The 19,568-nt window shown below is 60.4% G+C and carries 16 protein-coding genes; 3 read left to right on the plus strand and 13 right to left on the minus strand.

Annotation, left to right across the window (positions count from 1 at the left end; translation table 11 throughout):
* The 4 genes from glnK to REA38_RS20995 all read right to left on the minus strand — a co-directional run bounded on the left by glnK (position 1) and on the right by REA38_RS20995 (position 4,718).
* Positions 1-339 carry a P-II family nitrogen regulator gene (gene glnK / locus REA38_RS20980; protein WP_004940327.1) on the minus strand — a complete coding sequence of 113 codons (339 nt, stop codon included), beginning with the start codon at positions 337-339 and terminating at the stop codon, positions 1-3.
* Positions 340-617: 278 nt separating this feature from the next.
* Positions 618-2,396 (minus strand): multidrug efflux ABC transporter permease/ATP-binding subunit SmdB, encoded by a 1,779-nt coding sequence (smdB, locus tag REA38_RS20985; protein ID WP_308886567.1) that lies wholly within the window; start codon positions 2,394-2,396, stop codon positions 618-620.
* Positions 2,389-4,164, minus strand: coding sequence for a multidrug efflux ABC transporter permease/ATP-binding subunit SmdA (gene smdA, locus REA38_RS20990; protein WP_033653260.1), 1,776 nt, complete (start codon positions 4,162-4,164; stop codon positions 2,389-2,391). Before smdA ends, smdB begins: the two co-directional genes overlap by 8 nt.
* A 92-nt stretch (positions 4,165-4,256) precedes the next feature.
* Positions 4,257-4,718, minus strand: coding sequence for an Lrp/AsnC family transcriptional regulator (locus REA38_RS20995; RefSeq protein ID WP_004940330.1), 462 nt, complete (start codon positions 4,716-4,718; stop codon positions 4,257-4,259).
* Between the two features lie 122 nt (positions 4,719-4,840).
* Between REA38_RS20995 and REA38_RS21000 the strand changes: the two genes are divergently transcribed.
* A complete protein-coding gene (locus tag REA38_RS21000; RefSeq protein ID WP_101427841.1) occupies positions 4,841-5,881 on the plus strand; it encodes a PLP-dependent cysteine synthase family protein in 1,041 nt (346 codons plus the stop codon).
* A gap of 60 nt (positions 5,882-5,941) precedes the next feature.
* Here the strand turns inward: REA38_RS21000 and cof are convergent, their stop codons facing one another.
* Positions 5,942-6,766: an HMP-PP phosphatase gene (gene cof, locus REA38_RS21005; protein WP_049213809.1), complete on the minus strand. Its 825-nt coding sequence runs from the start codon at positions 6,764-6,766 to the stop codon at positions 5,942-5,944.
* 104 nt (positions 6,767-6,870) lie between these two features.
* Here cof and REA38_RS21010 point away from each other — a divergent pair, with 104 nt between their 5' ends.
* Together REA38_RS21010 and queC are read left to right on the plus strand one after the other, a co-directional pair.
* On the plus strand, positions 6,871-8,586 hold the full coding sequence (locus REA38_RS21010; protein WP_039566991.1) for an SgrR family transcriptional regulator: 1,716 nt from the start codon (positions 6,871-6,873) through the stop codon (positions 8,584-8,586).
* A gap of 114 nt (positions 8,587-8,700) precedes the next feature.
* Positions 8,701-9,399, plus strand: a complete 699-nt coding sequence (gene queC, locus REA38_RS21015; RefSeq protein WP_004940343.1) for a 7-cyano-7-deazaguanine synthase QueC — start codon at positions 8,701-8,703, stop codon at positions 9,397-9,399.
* Positions 9,400-9,441: 42 nt separating this feature from the next.
* Here queC and REA38_RS21020 read toward each other — a convergent pair whose 3' ends face one another.
* The 8 genes from REA38_RS21020 to tig all read right to left on the minus strand — a co-directional run bounded on the left by REA38_RS21020 (position 9,442) and on the right by tig (position 19,410).
* Positions 9,442-9,855: a thioesterase family protein gene (locus REA38_RS21020; RefSeq protein ID WP_033637318.1), complete on the minus strand. Its 414-nt coding sequence runs from the start codon at positions 9,853-9,855 to the stop codon at positions 9,442-9,444.
* 154 nt (positions 9,856-10,009) lie between these two features.
* A complete protein-coding gene (locus REA38_RS21025; protein ID WP_101427840.1) occupies positions 10,010-10,390 on the minus strand; it encodes a helix-hairpin-helix domain-containing protein in 381 nt (126 codons plus the stop codon).
* 138 nt (positions 10,391-10,528) lie between these two features.
* Complete coding sequence (gene ppiD / locus REA38_RS21030) at positions 10,529-12,412, minus strand: peptidylprolyl isomerase (RefSeq protein WP_033637316.1); 1,884 nt, start codon at positions 12,410-12,412, stop codon at positions 10,529-10,531.
* A 178-nt stretch (positions 12,413-12,590) separates the two neighbouring features.
* Positions 12,591-12,863 carry a nucleoid-associated protein HU-beta gene (gene hupB, locus REA38_RS21035; RefSeq protein ID WP_004940351.1) on the minus strand — a complete coding sequence of 91 codons (273 nt, stop codon included), beginning with the start codon at positions 12,861-12,863 and terminating at the stop codon, positions 12,591-12,593.
* A 216-nt stretch (positions 12,864-13,079) separates the two neighbouring features.
* A complete protein-coding gene (lon, locus tag REA38_RS21040) occupies positions 13,080-15,434 on the minus strand; it encodes an endopeptidase La (RefSeq protein ID WP_033653263.1) in 2,355 nt (784 codons plus the stop codon).
* A gap of 194 nt (positions 15,435-15,628) precedes the next feature.
* Entirely contained in the window at positions 15,629-16,900 is a 1,272-nt protein-coding gene (gene clpX / locus REA38_RS21045; protein WP_004940354.1) for an ATP-dependent protease ATP-binding subunit ClpX, read from the minus strand.
* Between the two features lie 143 nt (positions 16,901-17,043).
* Positions 17,044-17,667: an ATP-dependent Clp endopeptidase proteolytic subunit ClpP gene (gene clpP / locus REA38_RS21050; protein WP_016928858.1), complete on the minus strand. Its 624-nt coding sequence runs from the start codon at positions 17,665-17,667 to the stop codon at positions 17,044-17,046.
* 438 nt (positions 17,668-18,105) lie between these two features.
* Positions 18,106-19,410 carry a trigger factor gene (tig, locus tag REA38_RS21055; protein ID WP_004940358.1) on the minus strand — a complete coding sequence of 435 codons (1,305 nt, stop codon included), beginning with the start codon at positions 19,408-19,410 and terminating at the stop codon, positions 18,106-18,108.
* Positions 19,411-19,568 lie beyond the last annotated feature (158 nt).

The raw sequence follows: 19,568 nt of genomic DNA on the forward strand, positions 1-19,568 counted from the left end.
TTACAGTGCCGATTCGTCGGTTTCGCCGGTGCGAATGCGGATCACGCGTTGCAACTCGGCAACGAAAATTTTGCCGTCGCCGATTTTGCCGGTGTAGGCGGCTTTGCTAATCACATCAACCACTTCATCCAACTGATCGTCGGCAATGGCGATATCGATTTTGACCTTGGGCAGGAAGTTGACGTTATACTCGGCGCCGCGATACAGCTCGGCGTGCCCCTTCTGGCGGCCAAAGCCCTTCACTTCGGTTACGGTCAACCCCTGAATGCCCACGGAGGACAGGGCCTCGCGCACGTCCTCCAGCTTGAACGGTTTGATTACCACGGTCACCAGCTTCATATTGCCCCTCCACGAATTAAGCCCAAACTCACCCCTGGTACGCCTCTTATGTAGCAAGGGCTGTGCCAAATTTAATTTTTCATGGCGATTCAGCGAATTAGCGGGCGCGTGGGCGCCCCCGCGACGCAGCGCAGCACCGATACCTTGAATGGGTTAAATAATGCGCACTGATTTGGTGCGCATCGCGTCGAAAAAGTGCAGAAAGGGGGCGTGACGCAGGTGGGTTGCCTGCTTGTGGTGCGAGGGAAAGAAACAAGGGCCGCGATCGCGGCCCATGCTCAGGCGGGTTGGCTCTCCTCGCGCACCGCTTCCGCCAACTGCTCGCCCGCCAGCTGCAGCTGATACATCTGGTAGTAGCGCCCCTGCTGCACCAGCAGCTGCTGATGATTGCCCTGCTCCACTGCCTGGCCGCGATGCAGCACCAGAATGGAGTCGGCATCGACGATGGTCGACAATCGGTGGGCGATCACCACCAGCGTGGTGTGCTCGCGGATCGCACGCAGCGCGCGCTGGATCGCCTGTTCGGTGCCCGAGTCGATGTTGGCGGTCGCCTCGTCGAGGATCAGGATCTGCGGCGCCTGCACCAAGACCCGCGCCATCGCCAGCAGCTGTTTCTGCCCGACCGACAGGTTATTGCCCTGCTCTCCCAGCCGGGTGTGAATGCCCTGCGGGAAGCCGCGCACCAGATCCGCCAGCTGCACCGTTTCCAGCGCCCGCCACACGGCCTCTTCCTCGATGTTGCGCCCCAGCGTGACGTTAGCCAGCACCGAATCGGCGATCACCACCGGATCCTGCTGCACCATCGCCACGCCCTGGCGCAGCGTGCGGTGCGACAGGCTGGAGATCGGGCGGCCATCGAGACGCACTTCCCCTTCGCTGACCGGGTAATAGCCCATCAGCAGGTTGGCCAAGGTGCTCTTGCCGCTGCCGGTATGCCCGACCAGCGCCACGAAGCCGCGCGACGGCACCGCCAGCGAAATGTGCTGCAGCACCTTTTTGTCCGCGCGGTAGGCGAAGCTCAGATCGGTGATGTCGATGCGGCCACCGGCCAACGGACGATCGTCGGCGCCGTAACTCTGCTGGCTGCGATCCATCAGCTCGAAGATGCGTTCGCCGGCCACCACCGCCTGCTGCAGGATCGACTGCTGTGACGTCAGCTCGATCAGCGGTTCGTTCAGGCGCCCCAGGTAATTGATGAAGGCGTAGAGCACGCCGACGCCAATCACGCCTTCGCCGCTGAAGCCGAACAGCATCAGCAGGCCGCACAGCACCAGCGCCGAAAACAGGCTGAGCAGCGGCCGCAGCAGAAAACCGTCGAGCCGCAGGGTCTGCATGCGTGCAAGATAGTGCGACTGGCTGGCGGCGCTCATGCGCTCGCCGAAGCGCACCTGCTGGCGGAACTGCTGAATCACGCCCATGCCGTTGATCACTTCGTTGAAGCCGTCGTTGATGTCCGCCAGATAGCTGCGCACCCGGCGCACGATCGGCGTGCTGTAGTATTGATAGATGCCCATCACCACGAACACCGCCGGGAAGATGCAGACCGCCACCAGCGCCATGCGCCAGTCGAGGCTGAACATCGCCACCAGCATGGCGCCGATCAGCGCGGCGCTTTTCAGCACCGTGGAGACCACCATCACGTACAGATCCTTGATCACCTCGGTGTCGTTGGTGACGCGCGAGATCAATTGCCCGACCGGCTGCGTGTCGAAGGCGCTGAGCGGCTGGCGCAGCGCGGCGTCCATCACGTCGGTGCGCAGCCGCTGCACCACGCCCACCGCAGCCTGGTTGAACAGCAGCGCCTGGAAGTAATGCAGCGCCGCCGCCAGCAGCTCCAGCAGAATGTAAGCCGCCGCCAGCCCGCCGACGATCGTCAGCGGCAGCTGCCCTTTGGCGACGTAGTTATCGATGAAATAGCTCACCAGGATCGGCCCGGCGACTTCCGCCGCCGCCGCGATCCACAGCATCAGCACCGCCAGTCCCAGCGGTTTGCGGTACGGCGAGCCGTAGGCCAGCAGCCGCTTCAGCGTCGGCCACAGCTTTTGCACTTTATTCATCGGCCAACGCCTCCTCGCCGTTTTCCGGCGCTTCGTCCAGCGCCGCTTCCAGCTGCTGATAACGGTACATATCGCGATACCAGCCCGGCTGCGCCGCCAGCGCCGCATGATCGCCGCGCTGCGCCACGCCACCGTGCTGCATCACCAGGATCTCGCCGGCTTCGGTCAACGCCGACAGCCGGTGCGCGCTGATGATCACCGTGCGATCTTGCCCCCAGCTGCGCAGGTTGTGCAGGATCTGGTGTTCGGTGCGGCCGTCCACCGCCGACAGCGCGTCGTCGAGGATCAGGATCTCCGCATCCAGCAGCAGCGCGCGCGCAATGGAGATTCGCTGTTTCTGCCCGCCCGACAGCATCACGCCGCGTTCGCCCACCTCGGTGTCATAGCCCTGCGGCAACCGCAGAATGTCCTCATGGACGCTGGCCAACCGCGCCGCCTGTTCGATCTGCGCCTGCGTCGCGCCCGGATGACCCAGCGCGATGTTGTTCGCCACGGTATCGGAGAACAGGAACGGCGTTTGGCTCACCACCGACAGCCGCGAACGCCAGTCGTCGAGTTTGACCTGCGGCAGCGGCAGGCCGTGATAGCGGATCTGCCCTTGATCGACGTCGAACTGGCGCTGGATCAGCGACAGCAGCGTCGATTTGCCGGCGCCGGTCGGCCCGCACAGCCCCAGCATCTGCCCCGGTTTCAGCGTCAGCGCCACATCATGCAGCGCCGGGTGCGGGTTTTCCGGGTAGTGGAACGCGCGGATATCCACGTCCAGCACGCCGCGCCCGGCCGGCAGCGCCTGCGGGCCGTCCTGCACCGCCGGCGCCTCGTCGAGCAGGCTGCGGATGCGGCTGTAGGCCGCGCTGCCGCGCTCGACGATGTTGAACATCCAGGCCAGCGCCAGCATTGGCCAGATCATCAGGCCGAGGTACATCACAAAGCTGGTCAGTTGCCCGAGCGTCAGCGACCCGTTCACCACCATCCAGCTGCCGCCGCCGATGGCCAGCAGGTTAGAGGCGCCGATGGCGATATAAATGGTCGGATCGAAGCGCGCATCCACCCGCGCCACGTGCATGTTCTTGGCGCCGGTCTGCGCCGCGACGTCGGCAAAGCGGTTGGATTGGTGATCTTCCAGCCCAAAGGCCTTGATCATGCGGATGCTGGTCATGCTTTCCTGCGCCTGATCGTTCAGGCTGGAAAACGCCGCCTGCGCCGATTTAAAGCGCTGGTGCAGCTGGTCGCCGTAATATTTGATGGCGATCGCCATCAGCGGCATCGGGATCAACGCCAGCACCGTCAGCTGCCAGCTGATTTGGGTGCTCATCACCACCAGCACCACCAACCCCATCACCAGCGAATCCACCAGCGTCAGCACGCCTTCGCCGGCGGCGAACACCACGCGGTCCACGTCGTTGGTGGCGCGCGCCATCAGATCGCCGGTGCGGTGGCGCAGGTAGAACGCCGGGTTTTGCCGGCTGAGCTGGCGGTAAAAGTTCTCGCGCAGCTCGACCGCCAGCTGGTAGGACGCGCCGAACAGCAATACCCGCCACACATAGCGCAGCAGGTAAACGACGATCGCGGTGCCGATCATCAGCCCGAGCCAGGCCATCAGCACGCCGGTAGACATTTGTTTTTCGGTGACGCCGTCCACGATGATGCCGACCAGCTTAGGCGGCAACAGTTGCAGGATGGCGATGACGATCAGCAGCACCACCGCCCCGAGGTAGCGGCGCCACTCCCGGCGGAAGTACCAGCCGATTTGAGCAAATAATCTCACGCAGTTTGATTCCAGGATTTTATGGGATTTGTCTCTTTTTCTGCTTCAGCGGAGCAGGATACCACCGTTGAGCCGCCCGTCCGGTGAACTTTTCACTCCGGCACCGGCAATGCAGTGGTGTATTTGATTTTTTCCATGGCAAAGCTCGAGGTGACGTCGATGAGGCCCGGTACGCCGTTCACCAGGCGCTTATAAAAGCCGTCGTAGCTTTTCATGTCCGCCACTTCGACCTGCATCAGGTAATCGTACTCCCCAGCCATGCGGTAGAACGCCAGCACCTCGGGCATCTGGCTGGTCAACTGCACAAACGCCTGATACCACTCGCTGCTGTGCTGCTGAGTCTTGATCAGCACAAACGCCGTCAGCCCCAGGCCGAGCTTTTCGTTATCCAGCAGCGCCACCCGGCCGCGGATATAGCCCTCGTCTTCCAGGCGCTTCAGCCGTTTCCAGCACGGCGTCGAGGTCAAATTGACCGCATCGGCCAGCGCCTGCAGCGACTGGGTGCAATCTTGCTGCAGCATGCACAGCAGCTTACGGTCTGTTTTATCTAACATAGCGGCTACCAGGAGAAAAATTTTCTCCCATTAGGCGATTAAACAGGGAAAATGGCAATCCTTTTTTCCTGCCGACAGGCTATGCTACGCCATAAACCAGCCCCCTATTCTGAGGCCAAATCATGACAAACTCTTGGGTAAAATATGCTATCGGTGAAATAGAAGCGGATTTTCAGCGCTCCGCCGATACGCACCTGATCCGCCTGAACCTGCCGGCGTTTCCCGGCATCTGCCTGTATCTGAAAGATGAGAGCACCCACCCGACCGGTAGCCTGAAACACCGTCTGGCGCGCTCGCTGTTCCTTTATGGCCTGTGCAACGGCTGGATCACCGAAAACACCACCATCATCGAGGCCTCTTCCGGCAGCACCGCGGTGTCCGAAGCCTACTTCGCCCGTCTGATCGGCCTGCCGTTCATCGCGGTGATGCCGTCCTGCACCGCGCGCCGCAAGGTGGAACAGATCGCCTTTTACGGCGGCCGCTGTCACTTCGTCGATCACGCCGCCCAGATCTACGCCGCCTCCGAACAGCTGGCGAAAGAGCTGAACGGCCACTATATGGATCAGTTCACCTACGCCGAGCGCGCCACCGACTGGCGCGGCAACAACAACATCGCCGACAGCATCTTCCGCCAGATGGCGCGCGAACCCTTCCCGGTGCCGAAACACATCGTGATGAGCGCCGGCACCGGCGGCACCTCCGCCACGCTGGGGCGCTACATCCGCTATCAGGGGCACGACACCCAATTGACGGTGGTCGATCCGGAAAACTCGGTGTTCTATGACTGCTTCCATCACGGCGATCGCACCCTGATCGGCAGCTGCAGCAGCCGCATCGAAGGCATCGGCCGCCCGCGCGCCGAGCCGTCGTTCATCCCGTCGGTGGTCGACAACATGCTGCGGGTGCCGGATGCCGCCAGCGTCGCCACCATTCACTGGCTGGAAGGCGTGCTCGGCCGCAAGGTTGGCGCTTCCACCGGCACCAACGTCTGGGGGGCGCTGCAATTGGCGAAACAGATGCGGGAAAACGGCGAGCAAGGGTCGATCGTCACCCTGCTGTGCGACAGCGGCGAGCGTTATCTGGATACCTATTACAACCCGGAATGGGTCAGCAATAACATCGGCGATCTGCAGCCGTATCTGGCGCAGTTGGCGGATTTGTAACGCCAGGCTGCGGATAAAAAAAAGCCGGGTAGTCATACCCGGCCGGCTGTAAGGAGAACCTCATTCTTCGGGGGAATAGGTGAGGCAAGGTGAACGCAGCCAATGTTGTAAATAGTGGGCCACCGCCTGCTGCTGGCAATGGCCGATAACCGGTAGCTGCGGCAGCAGGGATTTCAGCTGCGGCAGGGCGTTGCCCATCACCACGCCGTGCCCCACCGCCCCCAGCATCTCTTTGTCGTTCATCGCGTCGCCGAACGCCATGCAGTCGGCCATCGTCAGCCCCAGATGGCGGCTCAGCCGGTCCAGCGCCGTGCCCTTATTGCAACCGAGCGGCAGCACCTCCAGGCAGTCGTAGGCGGAAAAGCACAGGTCTGCCTCGTCACCCAGCTGCGCCCGCAGCTGCACCTGCAACGCCAGCAGCTCCTCGTGCGGCGCGACAAAGCACACCTTGCTGTTGCCGCACGCCGGCAGGCGGCGCACGTCGGCCAGCTGAAAACGAAAGCCGCTCAGGTGGTGCGCCCGCAGCATCTCTTCCGGCACGGGAAACTCGGTCAGCCAGCCTTCGTCGCGGAACACGTGCATGCTGGCGCGGGTGCGCCAATGATGATGCAAAACCTCCTCGGCGACCGCCGCCGGCAGATCGGTGGCGTGCAGCTGTTGGCCGCGGTTGTCATACACCCGCGTGCCGTTGCCGGTGATCAGGTAGCCCTGCAGCCCCAGCTGCGCCATGATCGGCTGCGCGTCGAGGTAGTGCCGCCCGGTGGCGAACGTCACCACCATCTCCCGTTCCACCAGCTGGTTCAGCACCGCCAGCGTTTCCGGGCCAACCCGGTGATCCGGCATCAACAGCGTGCCGTCCATATCGAAAGCTGCCAGGCGATACATAAAGACCTCTTGAATGTGAACGCGATTGCAATCAATGCAGTATGGGATGGCATTTACGGAAGTAATAGTGAACAATTTGAGAAAACCGTTCCGGATTTCTGCCCATGCGCCTGGTTCACCGCCTCAGCCAATATCAACGCCTGTACCATCAGCTCGGCAGCGCGCCGGTCGCCGTGACCATCGGCGAGCTGGCGGCGATGTTCTACTGCAGCGAGCGGCACGCCCGCACGCTGGTGCAACAGCTGCAGGATCAGGGCTGGCTGAGCTGGCATTCGCAGCCCGGCCGCGGCAAACGCGCCCGCCTGCACTGCCTGAAAACCCCGGATGAGCTACGCGCTCAGTTGCTGCAACAGCTGCTGCAGCAGGGCAACCATCAGGGGGCGCTGGAGATGGCGCAGCTCGATCCGCAGCACCTGCAGGATCTGCTCAGCCCGCACCTCGGCGGGCAATGGCAGGCCGGCAGCCCGACGCTGCGCATTCCCTATTACCGCACGCTGGAAGCGCTCGACCCGCTCACGCTGACCGGCCGCGCCGAGCAACACCTGGTGTCGACCCTTCACGCCGGGCTGACGCGCCTGATGACCGGTAACCCGGAACCGCAGCCCGATCTGGCGCACCATTGGCAGATTAGCGATCGCGGCCTGCGCTGGCGCTTCTTTCTGCGCAGCCAGCTGCGCTGGCACAACGGCGAACCGTTGACCGGCCACCAACTGCTGCAAACGCTGGAAAAACTGCAACACCACCCGCGCAGCCAACCGAGCCTGGCCAACGTCGCGCGCATCAGCCTGCCGCATCCGCTGTGCGTTCAGTTCGATCTGCATCTGCCGGATTACTGGCTGGCCCACCGGCTGGCGGAACTGCCTTGCCTGATGACCCACCCGGAGCTGCCGGCCATCGGCGCCGGCCCGTTCAAGCTGACGCTGAATGAACCGCAGTTGGTGCGGCTGGAACAGCACGCCGGTTACCACCTGCAGCATCCGTATCTGGACACCATCGAATACTGGATCACCCCCGATCTGCCCACCGCCGCCCCCTACACCAGCTGCCAGCACCCGGTGCGCATCACCATCGGTCAACAAGACGATTTGGCGCAGGCCCGGCCGGTGCAGCGCAGCATGAGCCTGGGCTGGTGTTATTTGGCGCTGAACCTGCGCCACGGCGTGCTGAGCGAAGCCCAGGGGCAAAAACTGCTGATGCTGATCCAGCAGTCCGGCCTGCTGAGCCATCTGCCGATCCCCAACAGCGTGATCACCCCCAGCCATGAAATGCTGCCCGGCTGGCGCATCCCCCGCCAACAGGTCGAAGAGGACGTCGCCCTGCCCGCCCGGCTGACGCTGCTGTATCGGCCGCCGGTCGAGCTGGAAACGGTGACGGCCGCGCTACAGCGGCTGCTCGCGCAGCACGGCTGCGAGCTGGAAGTGCGCTACTACGCCGGCAAGCGCTGGCAAAGCGAGGAACAGATCGCCCAGGCCGACCTGCTGCTGGCGGACAACCTGATCGGCGAAGCGCCGGAGGCGACGCTGGAGAGCTGGCTGCGGCAGGATACGCTGTGGCGCGGCATCCTGACGGAAAGCCGCTGGCAACAGCAACAGGACACGCTGCGGCAGATCCAGCAGCTGCAGGCGCAGCAACCGCGCTTCGCACAACTGCAGGCTTATTATCAACGGCTGATGGCCGCCGCCATCATCACGCCGCTGTTTCACTACCAGTATCAGATCAGCGCGCCGCCGCGCATGCATGGCGTCACGCTGACCGCTCACGGCTGGTTCGATTTTTGCCAGGCGTGGCTGCCGCCGCCGGTGGACGACGCCCCGGCCTGAGCCGAACCGCCCTGCGCCTGGCGGCCCTTTCTGCTACTATTGTCGCCGCAACGCAATTTTATCCTGCCGCCCGAATGTGTATCGGGAGAGGCCAAAGCCCAAAAAGGTGATTTTATGAAGCGCGCGGTTGTCGTTTTCAGCGGTGGACAAGACTCCACGACCTGCTTGATCCAGGCATTGCAACAGTATGACGAAGTTCACTGCGTCACGTTCGATTACGGCCAGCGCCATCGCGCCGAGATTGAAGTGGCTCAGGAGCTGTCGGTGGCCCTCGGCGCCAAGGCGCACAAGGTGCTGGACGTAACGCTGCTCAACGAGCTGGCCGTCAGCAGCCTGACGCGCGACAATATCCCGGTTCCCGCCTACGACCCCAATCAGAAAAATGCGCTGCCGAGCACCTTCGTGCCGGGCCGCAACATCCTGTTCCTGACGCTGGCGGCGATCTACGCCTACCAGGTGGAAGCGGAAGCGGTGATCACCGGCGTGTGTGAAACCGATTTCTCCGGCTACCCCGATTGCCGCGACGAGTTCGTTAAAGCGTTGAACAAGGCGGTGACGCTGGGCATCGCCCGCGATATCCGCTTCGAAACGCCGCTGATGTGGCTGAACAAGGCCGAGACCTGGGCGCTGGCGGACTATTACCACCAGCTGGATCGCGTGCGCCAGGATACGCTGACCTGCTACAACGGCATCAAGGGTGACGGCTGCGGCGAGTGCGCCGCCTGCAACCTGCGCGCCAATGGCCTGACGCAGTATCGCGCCAATCAGGCGGAAGTGATGGCCGCGTTGAAACAAAAGGCCGGTCTGGCCTGAGGCAGTGACGGCGGCAGCTTCTGCCGCCCGTTCTCCCCCTGTTTACCGTGAGTTTTCCTGCGGCACAAGCGCCTCCAGATGCGCACGCAGTTCCCCCTCGAGCGGCAGCGCACGCTGCGTTTTCAGATCGACGCACACGAAAGTCAGCAGCGCGTCGGCCACCGGCGTCCCCGCCGGATCCTGCGTCACCTTTTGGCTCAGCACGCCGCTCTTGCCGTTGAGCTGCACCATCTGGCTGTCGATACGCAGCTTATCCCCCAATACCGCCGGGCTGCGGTAATTGATATTGATGTTCACCACGATGAAAGCGATGTTGTTTTCCGTCATCCAGCGGAACCCGGCCTCGTTCTCCAGCCACTCCCAACGCGCCTCTTCCAGAAACTCCAGATAGCGAGCATTGTTAACGTGCTGGTAAACATCAAGATGATAACCGCGAACTTTGATAAAGGTTTGCATAGGGAACGATCGCTCCTGCCTGGTGATTACAGAAAGAGGGAGCCGCGCTGGCTCCCTCGCCCGTTTGGTCAACGCGCCAAACTGGTAAGACCTGTAAAATGTAGCAGAGGAGTTTCGGCCTCAGCGGCATTTTGCCACGCAGCCGCGACCGGGATCACATTTTCAGCCGGGCGCGGTTCTTCTCAAACAGCGCCGGCCCGATGCCCGGCACCTCCTGCAACTGCTCAACCTGGGTGAATGGCCCATTCTGCTCGCGGTAGCGCACGATGCCTTCCGCCTTCTTCAGGCCGACGCCGCTCAAGGCGGCGGCCAGCTGTTCGGCGGTAGCCTGATTGATGCTGACCGCCGTTTCTTTGGCCACCCTGGTCATCGTCTGTTGCCCGCCATTGCTCGCCGGCGTTGAGAGCATGGGGGCCGGCGCCTCGGCTTTATTCACCGCGGCGGCCGGCCCCGCCAGGCATAACAACAGCGCGGTCAGCGCGGCGTTAACGTGACGACGGTAACCGAAAAACGCTTTTTTCTCTGAATGTTGCATGCTGTATCCTCCTTGTGTGTGACAGCACGGCTACCTTGCCGCGGCGGCGGATATTCAGCAATCGGCGGATATCAGATGTGGAAAAGGCCGCGAAAGCGGCCTTTGTTTGTTGCACTGCGTTGCAGAAAAATGCGGCGATTACTGAGGCTGTTGCTCAGCGGCGCCCATTTTGATCTCGGCTTCTTTACGCAGGCTCGCCAGCAGCGAATCGAAGGAGACGCCGGTCGCGCCCTCTTCCATCTTGCCAACGAAGGTTTTCATTTCGTCTTCCGGCAACGTGCCTGGCTTCACCGCATCGAGCGCGATCAGCACCACGTTGTCCTGACGATCCTGCGACATGCCGTATACCGGTTTACCGTCCTGCGGGTGCGGCAGCGCGAACACGCTCTCTACCAGCTGGCTGTCTTCCGGCGCGCGCGCCATCTTCTGCACGGCGCCAAAGCTCAGGCCGGCGGCTTTCATCGCCTCGTCGCCCTTGCCCTGCTTCAGCTCAACCAGCAGCTTCTCGCCCTGCAGCTTCGCTGCCTGCAGCGCCTTGTTGCGCTTCACCAGTTCCGCCACGCGGTCTTTCACCTGGTCGAACGGTTCGATGCCTTCCGGCTTGTGGCCGCTCACGCGCACCACGAAGGCGCGGTCGCCGTCTACGGTGATCACGTCGGAGTTGCTGCCCGGCGCGCCGTTCTCGCCGATCAGCGAGCCGTCGAAGATCGCCTGCACGACCGGCTTGAAGTTCAGCGCGGCAGGAATGTTGTCACGGGTGAACCAGTCGCTTTGCGCCGCTTTCACGCCGGCCGCTTCTTCAGCCGAGGCCAGAGATTCGTTGTCGCTGGTCGCCGCTTCGCTCACCTTTTGCTGCAGCGCGTAATACGCGTCTACCGCTTTCTCCTGCTGCACCTGCTTGGCGATGGCGTCATGCACTTCGCTCAGCGGCTTCACTTTCTCAGGTTCGATATCGTTCAAACGCACGATCAGGTAGCCGACGGAAGACTTCACCACGCCGGACAGCTGCCCTTTCTCGGTCAGGTTAGCCTGCTTCAGCTCGTCGGCGGTGGTTTCCGGCTCCAGCCAACCCAGCTCGCCGCCGGTGCGGCGTGAGATGATATCGGTGGATTTCTCTTTCGCCAGCGTGGCGAAATCGGCGCCCTTCTTCAGCTCGTCCAGCGCCGCGTTGGCTTCCGCCTCGGTTTTCAGCTGGATCACGCTGTAGTTTTTACGCTCCGGCTGGCCATAGCTGCTCTTGTGCTGGTCGTAGTAAGCGCTGATGTCTTCTTCACTCACTTTCACCTTGTCCTGCATGGACGCAGCGTCCAGCGGGATATAGCTCACCTTCACCTGCTCAGGTGCGATGAAGCTGTTCTTGTTCTGATCGTAATACGCCTTCAGTTCGTCGTCGCCGGCGCTCTGTTTCGCCTGCAGCGCTTTCAAATCGATGGTCGCCAGGCGCACGTCGCGCTCCTGCAGCACCAACGCCGCCATGGCTTGCGATTCGGACGGCAGCACGAAGCCGGAATCGCCGAAGGCCTGGATCACCTGCTGATTGACCAACTGCTGGCGCATCGACTGCGCGAAGTTGTCGGCGGTGTAGCCCATGCGGCCGATCAGGTCGAGGTATTTGGCGTTATCGAACTGGCCGTTGGTCTGGAAGTAAGGCGCCTTGCGGATGGCGTCCTTGATCTGATCGTCGCTGACCGCCAGGCCCAGCTTCTTGGCGTACTGGTCGAGCAGCATGTTGTCGATCAACTGGGACAACACCTGACGGCGCATCTGCTGCATATAGCCTTCGTTGCCGGCCAGCGCGGAGAACTGGTCACCCAGCTGCTGCTGCATGCGGCTACGCTCGCTTTGGAAAGCCTGTTCCAGCTGAGCGCGCTCGATCGTCTGACCATTTACTTTCGCAGCATAATCGCCGGAGCCGCCGATCAGGTAGTTACCCACCCCGGTCAGAACGAATGACAGGATGATCAGGGCCAGGATGATTTTGAGCACGACGTGATTAGCAGCCGCGCGTAAATTGTCCATCATAGTGTGACAACACTCCGCTGTGATGTGGATTAACAACCCTTGTGCAGGCGCGTTCCCTGCGACAAAAATAAAAAAAGCGCATCAGTCCGATGCGCCTTGTATCTTACCTTACCAGCACCGCTGCGTCAGGTGATTGTTTATTACAAAACCCTGTTACGCTAAACGGTTAGACGCTAAATCAGTTTACAGCGTCTTTCAGCGCTTTCCCTGCACGGAAGGCCGGTACTTTGGCTGCCGCGATTTTGATCTCTTTACCGGTCTGCGGGTTGCGGCCGGTACGAGCCGAACGTTCACGCACGGTGAAGGAACCGAAACCTACCAGAGCCACGTCATCCCCTGCTTTCAGAGAGTCGGTAACGGAAGCGATTACTGCGTCTAAAGCACGTCCCGCTGCCGCTTTGGAAATATCAGCACCTGCGGCAATCTTGTCGATCAGTTGTGACTTATTCACTCTATCATCCCCTCTAGAATTCTATCGTCGCACCGAAAAATCCCTACGGTTGCGACAGCGCAGCTGTTATATCAATCCCATCGAACCTTGGCAAGCCACCGACTGGGTGGCAAAACGCGGGCCGACAGAGATCTAACTTAGCGGTACAAAAAAATACTGGCAAGTCCGAAATGGCTTGCCAGTATAAGTTTTATCAATGGTTTTTGCGATTCGTCACTATTTTGCCGCTACCGGCAGTGCGCCGAAGGCCGGGTTTTGCAACGCAATGTTCAAAACTTCATCGATTCGCTGCACCGGATGAATCTCCAGATCGGCGATAACATTGTCCGGAATCTCTTCCAGATCGCGCTTGTTCTCGTAAGGGATCAGCACGGTTTTGATACCGCCGCGATGCGCCGCCAACAGCTTCTCTTTCAGGCCGCCAATCGGCAACACCTGGCCGCGCAGCGTGATCTCGCCGGTCATCGCCACATCGGCGCGTACCGGGTTGCCGGTCAGGCAGGAGACCAGCGCGGTGCACATCGCGATACCGGCGCTCGGGCCGTCTTTCGGCGTCGCCCCTTCCGGCACGTGCACGTGGATGTCGCGTTTCTCGTAGAAATCGGCGTTGATGCCCAATTTCTCCGCGCGCGCGCGCACCACGGTCAGCGCCGCCTGAATCGATTCCTGCATCACTTCACCCAGGGAACCGGTGTAGGTCAGCTTGCCTTTGCCCGGCACGCAGGCGGTTTCGATGGTCAGCAGATCGCCGCCCACTTCCGTCCACGCCAGCCCGGTGACTTCGCCCACGCGGTTTTCGGTATCCGCACGGCCGTAATCGACGCGCTGCACGCCCAGGTAATCCTTCAGGTTGTCGCCGTTGATCTCGAGATGCTTGAGCTTCTTGTCCATCAGCAGCGTTTTCACCGCTTTACGGCACAGCTTGGAGATTTCACGCTCCAGGCTGCGCACCCCGGCTTCGCGGGTGTAGAAGCGAATGATGCCGATGATGGCGCTGTCGTCGACCGTCAGCTCGCCTTTTTTCAGCGCGTTGCGCTCAAGCTGCTTCGGCAGCAGGTGCTGCTTGGCGATGTTGAGCTTCTCGTCCTCGGTGTAACCCGACAGGCGGATCACTTCCATACGGTCCAGCAGCGGCGCAGGAATGTTCATCGAGTTCGAGGTGGCGACGAACATCACGTCGGACAGATCGTAATCCACTTCCAGGTAGTGGTCGTTGAACGCCACGTTCTGTTCCGGATCCAGCACCTCCAGCAGAGCGGAGGCCGGATCGCCGCGCATGTCGGAAGACATCTTGTCGATCTCATCCAGCAGGAACAGCGGGTTCTTCACCCCGACCTTGGCCATCTTCTGGATCAGTTTGCCCGGCATCGAACCGATGTAGGTACGACGGTGGCCGCGGATTTCCGCTTCGTCACGCACGCCGCCCAGCGCCATGCGCACGTACTGGCGGCCGGTCGCTTTGGCGATCGACTGCCCCAGCGAGGTTTTACCCACGCCCGGCGGCCCCACCAGACACAGGATCGGCCCCTTGATTTTGCTGACGCGGCTCTGCACCGCGAGGTACTCGAGAATGCGATCCTTGACGCGCTCCAGACCGTAGTGATCGGTATCGAGCACTTCCTGCGCCTTGTTCAGGTCTTTTTTCACCTTGCTGCGCGCATTCCACGGCACCTGCAGCATCCAGTCGATGTAGCCGCGCACCACGGTCGCTTCCGCCGACATCGGCGACATCATCTTCAGCTTTTGCAGTTCCGCTTCGGTTTTCTCGCGCGCCTCTTTCGGCATTTTCGCCGCATCGATCTTGCGCTTCAGCGCTTCGTGCTCGTCCGGCGCGTCGTCCATCTCGCCCAGTTCTTTCTGAATCGCCTTCATCTGCTCATTCAGATAGTACTCGCGCTGGCTCTTCTCCATCTGCTTCTTGACGCGGTTGCGGATGCGTTTCTCGACCTGCAGCAGATCGATCTCCGATTCCATCATCGCCATCAGGTATTCCAGGCGCTCGGTGATGTCGGACATCTCGAGCACTGACTGCTTGTCGCTGAGTTTCAGCGGCATGTGGGCGGCGATGGTGTCCGCCAGGCGCGCGGCGTCGTCGATGCTGTTCAGTGAAGTCAGCACCTCCGGCGGGATTTTTTTGTTCAGCTTGATATAGCCTTCAAACTGATTGATCGCGGTGCGCACCAGCACTTCCTGCTCGCGCTCGTCGATCGACGGCGACTCAAGGTATTCCGCCTGCGCGGCGAAATGCTCACCGCTGTCGGACAGCGTGGTGATGCGCGCGCGCTGCAGCCCCTCGACCAGCACTTTTACCGTGCCGTCCGGCAGCTTCAGCATCTGCAGGATCGACGCTACGGTGCCAACCGAGAACAAGTCGTTAATGCCAGGTTCATCCGTTGAGGCCTCTTTCTGTGCCACCAGCATGATCTTCTTATCGTGATCCATTGCGGCTTCGAGGCACCGAATCGATTTTTCCCGGCCAACAAATAACGGGATCACCATGTGCGGATAAACCACCACGTCGCGCAATGGCAGAACGGGGATTTCAATGCGTTCGGAACGCTCAGGGTTCATAGAGCTCTCTCTTAGTTTAATTTCCGCCAGGTTGAGGGGGAATCTCATGAGACGCAAGCATCTAACGTTTCATAAAATCTGGTTAACGAGTATATGGGGATGAATCTCTTACATTCAACGGCAAGAATGCAGGAAAAAGAAATGGGGGATAAAATCCCCCATTTTGCTGATAACGCCCTGGTTTGACTGGCTAATTATTCGCCAGACGCCTGAGCTTCCGGCTTGCCGTAAATCAGCAGCGGTTTGGATTGGCCGGCGATGACCGACTCGTCGATCACCACTTTGTCTACGCTGTCCATCGACGGCAGATCGTACATGGTGTCGAGCAGCGCGCCTTCCACGATGGAACGCAGGCCGCGGGCGCCGGTCTTGCGCGCCATGGCTTTCTTGGCGATGGCGTTCAACGCTTCGTCGCGGAACTCCAGCTCCACGCCTTCCAGGTTGAACAGCGCCTGATACTGCTTGGTCAGGGCGTTCTTCGGCTCTTTCAGGATCTGAATCAGCGCGTCTTCGCTCAGCTCGCTCAGGGTCGCCACCACCGGCAGACGGCCGATGAACTCAGGGATCAGGCCGAACTTGATCAGGTCTTCCGGTTCGGCCTGCAGCAGCAGTTCGCCTTCGGTCGCCTTCTCGGACTCGCCCTTGACGGTCGCGCCGAAGCCGATGCCGGAGCCGGTGTTGACGCGCTGGCCGATCACCTTATCCAGGCCGGCGAATGCGCCGCCGCAGATAAACAGGATCTTGGAGGTATCGACCTGCAGGAACTCCTGTTGCGGATGCTTGCGCCCACCCTGCGGCGGAACCGCGGCGATGGTGCCTTCAATCAGCTTCAGCAGCGCCTGCTGCACGCCCTCACCGGAGACGTCACGCGTGATCGACGGGTTGTCGGACTTGCGGGAAATCTTATCGATTTCATCGATATAAACGATGCCGCGCTGCGCTTTCTGCACGTCATAGTCACATTTTTGCAACAGCTTCTGGATAATATTTTCCACGTCCTCGCCCACGTAACCGGCTTCGGTCAGCGTGGTGGCGTCGGCCATGGTGAACGGCACGTCCAGGAAGCGCGCCAGCGTTTCCGCCAGCAGGGTTTTGCCGCTGCCGGTCGGGCCGATCAGCAAGATGTTGCTCTTGCCCAACTCGATACCGTTGCTGGTATCGCCGTTGCGCAGGCGTTTGTAGTGGTTGTACACCGCAACCGCCAGCACTTTCTTCGCCTGCTCCTGGCCAATGACGTAGTCATCCAGGTGGTGGCGGATCTCGTGCGGCGTCGGCAGCGCACTGCGCTCACGATGCGGGGCAACTTCTTTAATCTCTTCGCGAATAATGTCGTTACACAGATCGACACATTCATCGCAGATATACACTGACGGCCCGGCAATCAGCTTACGCACTTCATGCTGGCTTTTGCCGCAAAAAGAGCAGTACAGCAGCTTTCCTGAACCGTCTTTGCGCTTATCTGTCATCAGTCAAACCTCTTCTTTAGTCTTGTCCCGCAGGAAAATCACGGCGGCAGTGCGCCCAAACTCATATCGGGAACGCCGAGTGGCCATAGCAGAGCGAGCCCCTGCCCACTCTGATTACTATAGTCCATCGGCGCCGCGTGGTTCTAGCTGCGGTGTGTCAGAATGCCGTCAACCAGGCCGTATTCCACGGCTTCTTCCGCGGTCATAAAGCGATCGCGCTCGGTGTCGCGCTCGATCTGCTCCAGCGGCTGGCCGGTATGCTCGGCCATCAGTTCGTTCATGCGCGCTTTCACCTTGAGGATTTCGCGCGCGTGGATTTCGATGTCCGTCGCCTGGCCCTGGTAGCCGCCCAGCGGCTGGTGAATCATCACGCGCGAGTTCGGCAGACAGAAACGTTTGCCTTTGGCGCCCGCGGTCAGCAGGAAGGAGCCCATCGAGCACGCCTGCCCCATACAGATGGTGCTGACGTCCGGCTTGATGAACTTCATGGTGTCGTAAATCGACATGCCCGCGGTGATCACCCCGCCCGGCGAGTTGATGTAGAGGAAAATGTCTTTTTCCGGGCTTTCCGCTTCGAGGAACAGCATTTGCGCCACGATCAGGTTGGCCATGTGATCTTCCACCTGGCCGGTCAGGAAAATGATGCGCTCTTTCAGCAGGCGGGAATAGATGTCGTAAGAACGCTCCCCGCGTGAAGTCTGCTCTACCACCATCGGCACCAGCGCCATGTTCGGTGCAAATTGATCTCGTTCGCCACTGTATGACATTACCGTCTCCTAATAGAAATTGCCTTGGCGGCCAGGGTGTCACCCTAATACGCCGATTCTACTTGAGAACGGCCATGATGACTATGCTCAAGCATTCGACCCGCGCCGCACGTACCCGACGGTTATTTCATCCCGCGCACTTTGGCAAACAGCCCCAGAATTATTCTTTACAGATTGGGGGATCCCGGCGCGATTTCAAGCCCAGAGGCCGATTTTCTCCGCGCGCCGAAAACGATGCCGTTAATCTGACCGTTATCATGCCAGCCAGTTCCCCAGGCAACAGGGTAAATATAGTGCATATTGCCCCACTTAACCTGAGATTAATCAGCAACGTGGCAAAAAGAAAAGCCCGCAACCTGAGGTTGCGGGCTTTTTCATCGTGCGCCGGTTCGCCAGGCGAAACCGGGGGCGCCGTTCATGGCGCCCGGCACGCCGGCATTACGCCTGTTGAGTCTGGTTCATCAGCTCGCTGAAGGTAGTGGCTTTTTCAGTCACTTTCGCTTTTGCCAGCAGGGCTTCAACCGCTTGCTCTTCCAGAGCCACGTTGCGCATGTTGTTCATCAGCTCTTTGTTTTTGCTGTAGAACTCGATGACTTCGCTCGGATCTTCGTAGGCAGAAGCCATTTCTTCGATCAGCGTCTTCACGCGGTCTTCGTCAGCTTTCAGGTCGTTGGTGCTGATCACTTCGCCCAGCAGCAGGCCAACCACTACGCGGCGTTTCGCTTGCTCTTCGAACAGCTCGCGTGGCAGTTCCAGCGCTTGCTTCTCGTTGCCGCCGAAACGCTGTGCAGCCTGACGACGCAGTACGTCGATTTCGCCGTCGATCAGGGCAGCTGGCACGTCGATTTCGTTCGCGCTCACCAGGCCGTCGATCGCCTGAGACTTGATGCGGTTACGCACGGCGCCTTTCAGCTCGCGCTCCATGTTCTTGCGAACTTCGGTGCGCAGGCCGGCAACGGAACCGTCCGCCACGCCGAAACGCTTGATGAACTCTTCGGTCAGCTCCGGCAGTTCGCGCTCTTCAACTTTCTTCAGCACGATAGCGAATTTGGCCGCTTTGCCCTTCAGGTTTTCCGCGTGGTAATCTTCCGGGAAGTTCACGTCGATGGAGAACTCTTCGCCCGCTTTGTGACCGACCAGGCCTTCTTCGAAGCCTGGGATCATGCGGCCCTGGCCCATTGCCAGTACGAAGTCGGACGCTTTGCCGCCTTCGAACTCTTCACCGTCGATAGAACCGGTGAAGTCAACGGTCACGCGATCTTCAGCTTCCGCTGCGCGATCGGTTTCTTTCCAGGTCGCCTGCTGCTTGCGCAGGGTATCCAGCATCGCGTCGACGTCTTCGTCGTTCACTTCAACCACAGGTTTTTCAACTTCGATGTTTTCCAGGCCTTTCAGCTCAACTTCTGGATACACTTCGAATTCAACGGCGAAGGTGAAGTCTTCACCTTCTTTGTACTCGCCCGGCACGTAGTTTGGTGCGCCGGCCGGATTAATCTTTTCTTTGATGATCGCGTCAACGAAGCTGCGCTGCATCGCTTCGCCCAGCACGTCCTGACGAACAGAGGCGCCGTAACGCTGTTCCACGATGTTCATCGGCACTTTGCCTTTGCGGAAGCCGTCGATACGCACGCTTTTCGCTGCGTTGATCAGCTCTTTCTTCACCGCCTGCTTGATAGTATCAGCCGGTACAGTAATAGAGAGACGGCGCCCAAGGCCTTGAGTGGTTTCTACTGAAACTTGCATCTTGTTACCTCAAAAAAATCACAGTGCTCGGTCAACTCCGTTCCAAGAACCAGGACGGCTACAAATAAGAACCGAGTTCCCTGATGACAGAAGCGTCCCGAAACCATTCCGGAAAAATAAGACGCGACATTATAGCGGCGCATGCATGGCGAGTCGAG

Source organism: Serratia sp. MF1(2023) (assembly GCF_030954545.1).
GTDB classification, from domain to species: Bacteria; Pseudomonadota; Gammaproteobacteria; order Enterobacterales; family Enterobacteriaceae; genus Serratia; species Serratia sarumanii.